Genomic DNA, 6,809 nt, shown 5'->3' with positions numbered 1-6,809 from the left:
CGTGCAGTGGCGCTTGCCCGGCACCATTTCGGCCGGCCCGCCGGGGCCTTCGGCGATCTTGGCGTGATCGAGCGCGGCGGCGACGCCGTCACGGTCGATCTTGCCGGCTTCCTTCACCGCGGCTTCCCACAGCTTCAGGCCGCGATAGGTGCCGGTGGCGGCGCTGCCGGCAGCGAACAGGAAGGTGCCGGGGAATTCCTTGTCGTAGGCGGCCTGGATCTTGGCGCTGACCGGATCGTCCTTGGCGACCGCTTTGAAGTAGTCGAGGCAGCTCGCCAACCCTTCGATCTCCGCCGGTTGGTTGATGCCGAGGGTGTTCTCGTCGTAATACACGCAGGACAGACGGCCGCCGTTCTTGAGGAATCCGGCTTCGTAGAGCTGCTTGAAGAACGGGCCGACGCCGGGCGGGATCACGGTGTTGAACACCACGTCGACCTTGTTGGAGATGATGCGGTTGACGGTCGATGAGAAATCGATCTGGTCGAGCGGGTAATATTCTTCCAGCACCACCTCGCCGCCATTGGCCTCGATCACCTTGCGGGCGTAGACGTTGAGCGTGTGCGGCCAGACGTAATTGGCGCTCGGCAGCGCGAATTTCTTGCCGCCGTTCTTGATCAGCCACGGGATGAACTCGTCGCACTGCTGCGCGGGGGTCGGGCCGGTGCAGAACAGATACGGCGTGCACTCCTTGCCTTCGTAGAGCTGCGGATAGATGTACAGCGTCTTGCCGCGGGCGACGATCACGTCCTTGATGGCGTTGCGCATCGACGAGGTGACGCCGCCGAGCACGACATCGACCTTGTCGCGCTGGATCAGCTTGCGGACGTTGCCGACCGCGACCGCTTCGTTCGACGCGGTGTCCTCGATGTGCAGTTCGAGCGGCCGCCCGAGCAGGCCGCCGGCGTCGTTGATCTGCTTCACCACCATCTTGGCGACGTTGGCGTCGGCGTTGCCGGCGTAGCCGATCGGACCGGTGAGGTCGGTGGCGATGCCGACCTTGATAGGACCGGCGGCGGCATTGGCCCAGTCCGCCGGGATCACCCAGCTTCCGACTCCGGTGGCGATCGCCGTGCTGGCGAAAGCGAAATTGGACAGGAACCGGCGGCGGTTGATCTCGAAGTTGGAGTCGCTGGACATCAGGCTAGATCCCTTTTCCCGAAACGAGGCCCTGCGGCCGGAATTTGATGAAGATGATCGCGAGCACGAAGACGAGCACGTCGGCGATCACCGGCTGGATCACCCAGGGAAGCGCCGCCGACAGCGTACCGATGATGCCGGCGCCGGCGACCGGGCCGGCGAACGAGCCGACGCCGCCGACCATTACGGCGATGAACCCCTGGATCAGGAAGCGCAGGCCGAGATCGGCGAACAGCGAGAACACCGGCACGATCAGCGCACCGGCGAGGCCGGCGAGCGCCGCACCGAACGCGAAGGTGGCGCCGTAGATCGCGTTGGTGGAGATGCCGGAGGCGCGCGCCAGCGCCGGGTTCTCCAGCGACGCCCTCACCCTCAATCCGAACGAGGTGCGCGACAGCAGGAGATAGCTGCCGATCATCACCAGCGCGGTCACCACGATGATCACCAGCCGCCAGGTCGACAGATGCATCGCACCGATCGTGATCGAGCCGCCGACCGGCTCCGGCACCGAGATGTAGAGGCCACCGATCAGGCCGCGGACGATCTCGCGGATGATCAGGCCGAGCGCATAGGTGCCGAGCATCGCCACGATCGGGGCGGCGTAGAACCGCCGCACGATCAGCCGTTCGAGCACCAGGCCGAACGCGCCGACCACGAACGGCGCCGCCACCATGCCGGTCCACACCGGCAGACCGGCGGTGTGGGCCAGATAGGTGACGTAGGCGCCGAGCAGGACGAACTCGCCCTGCGCGAAGTTGAAGATGCCCATCATGCTGGCAATGATCCCGAGCCCCAGCACCACCAGCACGACGATGGAACCGAAGCTCAGGATTTCGAACAGGGCGGCGAACAGGTTTTCCATTCGGACCTTACCGGCTGACGGACGACCGGACCTCGATCACATCTTCTTCCAGTCGCCCGACTGCTCGAAGGCGTGAGCCGCGCGGTAGATCGTCGGTTCGTCGAAATGCTTGCCGACCAGCATCAACCCGACCGGCAGGCCGTCGACCATGCCGCACGGGATCGACATCGCCGGATGATGAGTGATGTCGAACGGCGCGGTGTTGCTGATCATCTCGAAGGCACGCCCGATCACCTCTTCGCGCGGTGCGTTCGGCGCCGGCAGCGGCGTCGCCTTCATCGGGGTGGTCGGCATCAGCAGCAGATCGAAATTCGCCAGCGCATGGTCGTAGGCGGCGGCGATGCGGCGCGAGATGTTCACCGCCTTGCCGTAATAGCGCGGCCCGAACGTGTTGTTGATGTAGGTGCCGAGCAGCAGCATCATCTTGGTGGTTTCGGACAGCGAGTCCGCCTGGCCGCGCCAGCCGCGATGCGCCTTCATCAGCGTAGTCGAATACAGGTCCGGGCGGCTGAGACCGTAGCCGTCGCCGACCATCATGGTCTGGGTCATGCCTTCGGTGCCGATCGGCATCCACACCGCGCCGGCGAGATTGTGCGCCGGGATCGAGATCTCCTCGACCGTAGCGCCGAGGCTGGCGAGCCGTTTGGCGGCCTCGCGAACGCTCTCGTTGACCGCTGGCTCGGCGCCGGGCTGCTCGAAGCCCTCGCGCACGATGCCGATCTTCATGCCCTTGATGCCCTGGCCGAGCGCCTTGGTGTAGTCGTGCACGATCGGCGCCCGGATCCGCGGATCGTAACCGTCGTCGCCGGCGATGACTTCCAGCAGCAGCGCGTTGTCTTCGACGTTCGCGGTCATCGGCCCGGTGTGATCGACATAGATCTCGATCGGCATGATGCCGGTGTATGGCACCAGGCCCCAGGTCGGCTTCATGCCGTAGGTGCCGCTGAACGACGACGGCATCCGGATCGAGCCGCCCTGGTCGCCGCCCATCGCCATATCGGCTTCGCCGAGTGCGACCACCACGGCGCTGCCCGACGAAGAGCCGCCGGCCGAGTAGCCCATCTTGTGCGGATTGTGCACCGGACCGTTGGAGCCGGTGTGGCTGCCGCCGGACATGCAGAAATGCTCGCAATGGGTTTTGCCGAGAATCTCACCGCCGGCATCGAGAATGCGGGTGACGACAGTGGCGTCGAAATCCGGCACGTAGCCTTCGAGGGTCGACGAGCCGTTCATCATCGGCACGCCGGCCAGCATGATGTTGTCCTTCAGCGCGACGGTCTTGCCCTTGAGCTTGCCCGACGCTGCGCCCTTCACGCTCGACTTGCGATACCAGGCGTTGCGCGGATTCTCCTCCGCGCCGGGGGTGTAGCCCGGCGTGCGCGGATACTTCACCAGCGGCACTTCGTCCGGCAGCGCCGCAACCACGTTATAGGCGTCGATCGACGGCTGCATCAGCCCACGGAACGAGACGATGTCCTCGTCGGTGAGCGACAGGCCGCACTGATCGGCGACGTCGAGAAGCTGCGTGGGGGTGGGAAGCGAAACGGCCAAGATCATTCTCCTGCGCGTGGGCGGATCGGCGATGCGGCCCTGGGAAGGCCGGAGCGGCGCGCGGGAGCGGCGCCGCATCACGTGGATAATACATACGGAAATATTTTCCGTTTCAAGTATTATTTTGCAGTGGCGCAGCTCGCAGGCCCGCGCGACTTAGAACGTGCGGAGCAGCTTGAAATCCAGACCGTCGGCTTCGGCCAGATGCATCGTCATCCGCGCGCGCCCGTCGCGGATCGTCACCTCGCCGCGCCCGCCCTGATACACCACGTTGCGCGCAGCCTGCAGCAGCGGACGGGCCGCCAGCGTCTGCGCCTTGTCGGCGATCGTGGCGAGAAACCGCAGGCCTTCGTAGTTCGACTGCCCGACCGAGCCGATCGGCGGCGCCGTCGGGCCGAACATCCGGCGATAGGAATCGCGAAACGCATCGTTGGCGGCGCAGTCGTAGCAGCCGAAATAGCCCGACGCGCAGAACAGGTTCTCGGTGTTGTCGGCGCCGATGCCGAGCAGCACGGTCTCGTCCATCGCGCCGGCGAGCCGGAGGATGTGGCGCGACAGGCCGGCTTCGGCGAACGAGCGATTGAACGTCACGCTGTCGTTGCCGATCAGCGAGATCAGCACCGCATCGGGTTTCGCGGCGCGGATGCGGTCGAGATGCCGCTCGTGATCGTCCTCGCCGAGCGGCACGAACTCCTCGCCGACCACCTGGCCGCCGGCGTCCTTGATGTATGTCTTCACCGCGCGATGCGACAGCCACGGCCAGACGTAGTCGCTGCCGATCAGATACCAGCGCTGCGCCTTCTTCTCCCTCGCCAGCCAGTCGATCGCCGGGCGGCTCTGCCAGCGCGGCGTCTCGCCGATCGCCATCACCCCGGGGGTGCGTTCACCGCCTTCATAGACCGGCGTGTAGATGTACGGCACCCGGCCGCGGATGGCGTTGCGCAGCGCGACCCGCACCGCGCTGATGTGCGAGCCCATCACGATGTCGACGTCGTCGTAATCTACCGCCTGCGCCACCCGGCGGGCGACGTCCTCGATCGGACCGCCGGCGTCGCTGAACACCAGTTCGATCTCGCGGCCGAGGATGCCGCCGCGCTTGTTGATCTCCGCGGCCGCCAGCAGCGCCGCGTTGGTCGAGGCCGGGCCCCACAGTCCCGGCGAGCCCTGGAAGGTGACGAAATTCGCGACGCGGAGCTTGTTGCGGGCGCGGCGCGCCGCCGCGCCGCCGCCGTCTCCCGGCCCTTCCACCCAATGCGCGTCGGGAAGTGCGCCGCGCTCCAGCAAGCCGAGCGGCGGCCCTCCATAGAAGCTACGATGTCCGAGATCGACAGCCGAAAGCACGCCCTCTCCTGCCTGGTGCGGGTGATCCCGCCGAAGTCCCCTCCCCGGGCCCGATGATCAATGCTATTCGAAAATATTGAATCTTCAAGGATTTCTGTGCATATAGATGCAGCAAACTGCGCATCCGATTCACTCAAACGGAACGATAAAGTCTCATCGTGGCCAAATCGCCCACCCGCAATCCGCCGATCACCGAACACCTCGCCTATCTGCTGGCGCAGGCCAATCGTGAGATCAACCGCCAGCTCGAAGCGCGGCTGCGCGGCGAAGGCGTGCCGGTGGAGCAGTGGCGCATCCTCAAGGTGCTGTCCGACGGCAAGGGCCATTCGATGGGCGAACTCGCCGAGGCGGTGCTGCTCAATCATCCGACCCTGACCAAGATGATCGACCGGATGGTGTCGGATTCGCTGGTGTACCGCGTCCAGGATCCGGAGGACCGCCGCAAGGTGCTGATGCACATCTCCGATCGCGGCAAGGCGCTGACCCAGCGGCTCAATGCACTTGCGCTGAGCCAGGAGGCGCATATCGCCGAAAACTACGGCGACAAGGCCACTGCGGAACTGAAGCGTCTGCTGGAAAGCCTGATCGACAGCGCGACCTGAGCGCTCCTCCCGCATCGCGCGTGCTGCGGCTGCGAACGCCGCATCCCTTCGCAGCGACACGCCGCAAGATGCGGCGATCGCAACATCTATCCTGTACCGCCGAACTGGCCTAGATCAGCGGGCGATGCGCCGTGCCAAGCGGCCGCCCATTCGAGTGAGGAAACATGCAATACCGATCGCCCTGGATGACCGAAGAGCTGGACACGTTCCGCGACCAGTTTCGTAAATTCCTCGCCAAGGATCTCGCTCCGCACGGCGACAAGTGGCGCAAGCAGAAAATGGTCGATCGCTCGGCCTGGTTGAAGCTCGGCGAGATGGGCGCACTGCTGCCCAGCGTTCCGGAAGAATACGGCGGGCTCGGCGCCAGCTTCGCTTATGACGCTGCGGTCTATGAGGACATGGAGACGATCGTCCCCGACGCGCTGAGCGGCGTCACCGTGTCGAGCGGGATCGTCGCGCACTACATCCTCAACTACGGGTCGGAAGAGCAGAAGCGGCGCTGGCTGCCCGGCATGGCGCGCGGCGAGCTGATCGGCGCGATCGCCATGACCGAACCCGGCACCGGCTCCGACCTGCAGAGCGTGCGAACCACCGCCAAGCTCGACGGCGACGACTACGTCATCAACGGCCAGAAGACCTTCATCACCAACGGCCAGAACTGCGACCTGATCATCGTCGTCGCCCGCACCGGCGGCGCCGGCGCCAAGGGGCTGTCGCTGATCGTGCTGGAGACCAAGGACAACCCCGGCTTCAAGCGCGGCCGCAACCTCGACAAGATCGGCCTGCACGCCTCCGACACCTCCGAGCTGTTCTTCGAGAACGCCCGGACGCCGAAGGAGAATCTGCTCGGCGGCGAAGAAGGTAAGGGCTTCGTGCAACTGATGCAGCAACTGCCGCAGGAGCGGCTGATCATCGCGATCGGCGCGGTGGCGGCGATGGAGCGCGCCGTAGCGCTGACCTCGGAGTACACCAAGGACCGCAAGGCGTTCGGTCAGCCGGTCATCGAATTCCAGAACACCGCCTTCACGCTCGCCGAACGCAAGACCGAGGCGTTCATCGCTCGGGTGTTCGTCGATTTCTGTCTGGTGCAGCTCATCGCCGGCAATCTCGACGCCGTCACCGCCTCGATGGCGAAATGGTGGACGACGCAGAAGCAGGTCGAGACCGTCGACGAATGCCTGCAACTGCACGGCGGCTACGGCTACATGCAGGAATATCCGATCGGCCGGATGTTCATCGACTCCCGCATCCAGAAGATCTACGGCGGCACCAACGAGGTGATGAAGCTGCTGATCGCGCGCTCGCTGTAACGCGGC

The 6,809-nt window shown here is 65.3% G+C and carries 6 protein-coding genes; 2 read left to right on the top strand and 4 right to left on the bottom strand.

The window, feature by feature from the left end:
• The 4 genes from DU475_RS13055 to DU475_RS13040 all read right to left on the bottom strand — a co-directional run.
• Nucleotides 1-1,137 (bottom strand): substrate-binding protein (locus DU475_RS13055; protein WP_164632376.1); only part of this gene is annotated, 1,137 nt, incomplete at its 3' end.
• 4 nt (nt 1,138-1,141) lie between these two features.
• Nucleotides 1,142-1,999: a branched-chain amino acid ABC transporter permease gene (locus DU475_RS13050; protein ID WP_047308458.1), complete on the bottom strand. Its 858-nt coding sequence runs from the start codon at nt 1,997-1,999 to the stop codon at nt 1,142-1,144.
• A 36-nt stretch (nt 2,000-2,035) separates the two neighbouring features.
• The gene (locus DU475_RS13045; RefSeq protein WP_047308463.1) at nt 2,036-3,550 is read right to left on the bottom strand and encodes an amidase; all 1,515 of its coding nucleotides are present in this window, start codon (nt 3,548-3,550) and stop codon (nt 2,036-2,038) included.
• A gap of 156 nt (nt 3,551-3,706) precedes the next feature.
• Nucleotides 3,707-4,891, bottom strand: a complete 1,185-nt coding sequence (locus DU475_RS13040) for a substrate-binding domain-containing protein (protein WP_164632375.1) — start codon at nt 4,889-4,891, stop codon at nt 3,707-3,709.
• 158 nt (nt 4,892-5,049) lie between these two features.
• Between DU475_RS13040 and DU475_RS13035 the strand changes: the two genes are divergently transcribed.
• Nucleotides 5,050-5,493, top strand: coding sequence for a MarR family winged helix-turn-helix transcriptional regulator (locus DU475_RS13035; protein ID WP_013500929.1), 444 nt, complete (start codon nt 5,050-5,052; stop codon nt 5,491-5,493).
• A gap of 164 nt (nt 5,494-5,657) precedes the next feature.
• The gene (locus tag DU475_RS13030; RefSeq protein ID WP_047308460.1) at nt 5,658-6,803 is read left to right on the top strand and encodes an acyl-CoA dehydrogenase family protein; all 1,146 of its coding nucleotides are present in this window, start codon (nt 5,658-5,660) and stop codon (nt 6,801-6,803) included.
• The last annotated feature ends 6 nt before the right edge of the window (nt 6,804-6,809 follow it).

It is taken from the genome of Rhodopseudomonas sp. WA056 (assembly GCF_010906995.1).
Classification (GTDB): domain Bacteria; phylum Pseudomonadota; class Alphaproteobacteria; order Rhizobiales; family Xanthobacteraceae; genus Rhodopseudomonas; species Rhodopseudomonas palustris_G.
The sequence above is the reverse complement of the archived record's forward strand: the minus strand, read 5'-3'. Positions and strand labels throughout refer to the sequence as shown.